1 protein-coding gene and 2 pseudogenes are annotated in these 2,609 nt (G+C 64.2%); 1 reads left to right on the forward strand and 2 read right to left on the reverse strand.

What is annotated here, in order from left to right; translation table 11 throughout:
* Positions 1-512: pseudogene (locus MOV75_RS34000) on the reverse strand (M23 family peptidase); the annotation flags it as partial.
* Positions 513-622: 110 nt separating this feature from the next.
* Entirely contained in the window at positions 623-1,312 is a 690-nt protein-coding gene (locus MOV75_RS34005) for a peroxiredoxin (RefSeq protein WP_246921681.1), read from the reverse strand.
* 204 nt (positions 1,313-1,516) lie between these two features.
* Here MOV75_RS34005 and MOV75_RS34010 point away from each other — a divergent pair.
* Positions 1,517-2,609: pseudogene (locus MOV75_RS34010) on the forward strand (hypothetical protein); the annotation flags it as partial.

A 2,609-nucleotide genomic window follows, 5' to 3' on the forward strand; every position in this document is an offset into this window, starting at 1 on the left:
ATCTGGCTCGAATCGCCGCGCTGTGGGGTCGCGCGGGGAATCGAGCCGGTCACGTCGGGCATGGCCCCGAGCGCCGTGGCCCGGGACTCCAGCGCCGTCTGCCGCTTCATGATCTGGTCGAGCTTCTGGTCGAACTGTTCCTGGTCGAGCAGCTGGCGGCTGGTGGTGCGGTCGACCTTGGCGCGCAGCTCGGCGATGCGGTCCTCGTAGGCGTATTGCATCTCGGCCTGGCGGGCGATCAGCCGGGTCAGGACGTCGTCACGGAAAGCAAAATAAGTGGCGGTCGCCGCCGACCAGAGACCGAGCAGCACCACCGTTCCGACCACGATCCAGAACACCACGGGCCCGAAGCGGACCTGCTTGCCGGCGTGGACGATGGTGTAGGCGTCGTCGGTCGCGGGAAGGGGGAGTGCTGCGGCTGCCGCGACGGCCGGACGGCGTTGGAAAGCCCGTCCGTGGTCGTGAGGATGATGTTGGGGGTACTGCGAAAATTGGGCAGAACTTTTCGACATCGGCACTCCCGCGCCGGTCGGATGAGTCCGTACGGCCTAATTGCCGCAGCAATCTGGGCCGGTCATGGTTAATTTTCCGGAAACGGGAACGCGCGAATTTAAAGGACTGGTTAAAGACTTCTTGCCGCTTCCAGCACCGCGTCAGCATGCCCGTCCACCCGGACATTGCGCCAGACCTTGGCCACTTTACCGTCAGCCCCGACCAATATTGTGGTGCGAAGAATTCCAAGGAAGCTCTTGCCATACATGGACTTTTCGCCCCAGGCGCCATAGGCTTCCAGCATCTCATGTTGCTCGTCTGAGAGCAGCGGGACACCGAGGCTGTGCTTGTCGCGGAACTTCTCCTGGGCCTTTAACGGATCGGCCGAGATCCCGATCACGGCGGTGCCGGCTGCCGCGAAAGCGCTGGCCAGGCGGGTGAAGTCGATCGCCTCCCGGGTGCAGCCGGGGGTGTCGGCACGGGGGTAGAAGAACAGGACCAGCTTTTGGCCGGCATAGTCGGCCAATGTGACGACGTTGCCGCCGTCGCGGGGCAGGCGGAAGGCGGGGGCCTTGTGGCCCTCGGCCGGGCCGGACTTCGCGCTCGCGGGCGCGGATGCTGATTTGGAGGAGTTTAACTGTTTCGATGCGGCCTTATGTGATCCTGCTTTTGCTAAGCTCCCGGTTGATTTGCCGGCCGGTGTCCGCTGCGTTTTCGCGGACCTTGTTTGAGTCGAGGCTCGTGTTTTCAGGGTCTTCTTTTTAGCCGTCGGACTGCCGGAGGGCGTTTTGGACGATTTCGTTCGGGATTTCTTGGACATACGCCTTCCTTTCGACGCTTTCGGCGGGTCAACCGAAACGGTATTGCAGCTCTCGTCCGACGTTCCGGAATCGCGCCCTCGGCTGGGCAAGTCTGATGACGCCGGAGTATGGTTACAAGGAATTCCACGTACTACCCCACTGCTCGTTGAACGCGCTCCCGGGGCGAAATGACGAACAGCAGGAATATTCGAGGTATGGCTGCAATGCCGGCGCAGGGGGCTTCGCGTCCCGTGGACGGTTGCGGTCCCGGCGGCGCTCAATCCTATGACGGGCGCCTGTATCGAGAGGCAATGGCAAGGAATAAGTCGCCCCAGGATTACAATCGGGACTTCGATCGGCGCGGCGGTGAGCAACAGCCGCAGGAATGGGACGATGCCGATTGGGACCCGGATCAGGAGGCGGCCGCGGGCCATCGCGCGCGCCGGCTGTTGTCGCGTTCCAATTCGGGCTTTCATCGCTTCGGTGACGGGTTTGGGGCGTTTCGCCGTTGGCTGTCCGCCGATCGCTGGCTGAAGCGTTTCGTCCTTGTCGTCGGGACTCTCGCCGTCATCTTCGTCGGCTGTTTCGGTGCGCTGTGGTGGCGGCTCGGTGCCGGTCCCATCAATCTCGACATCGCAACGCCGTGGCTGGCGGCAGCGATCGAGGACAATATCGGTCACGGCAATACGGTTGAGATCGGAGGCACCCAGATCGAGCGGGCCGGCCGGATCCGCATCGCCGTCCGTATCCGTGACATCATCGTCCGCGACCGCGATCACGCCGTCGTCGCGAGCGCGCCGAAGGCCGAGGTGAAGCTGTCGGGTGCGGGCCTGCTGACGGGGCGTCTGCGTGCGGAAAGCCTCAATCTCGTCGACGCTGAACTTGCGATCCGCATCGCGCCCGACGGCACTGTCACCGTATCCGCTGGCGATACCGCAAAGCCGCTGGCAACCGGCGTCGCCTCGAAGAAGGACGCGGGCCTGCCGCCGACATTCCCGCGCAACGGCGTCCCGCCGCCGCCATTCGCCACACAGCCCGCCACCCAGGATCCATCTCAAGCCGCCTCCCAGGCCGCGCCTCAGGCGACCGCACAGAGCGGCATCCTTCAGGGCCTCGACTGGCTCGACAGTCTGAGCATGACCGGTCTCGACGGCCAGAACCTCAACGAGATCGGTCTGAAGAACGGCAATCTGATCGTCGACGATCAGCAGCGCGGCAGCAAATGGTCGTTTGAGAACATTACGCTCAGCCTGCGCCGCCCGAGCCGCGGTGGCGTCACGCTGAGCCTGGGCGAGGAGGGCGCGCGCCCGTGGATGC

The sequence above is a fragment of the Bradyrhizobium sp. PRIMUS42 genome (assembly GCF_023006515.1).
Taxonomy (GTDB): Bacteria; Pseudomonadota; Alphaproteobacteria; order Rhizobiales; family Xanthobacteraceae; genus Bradyrhizobium.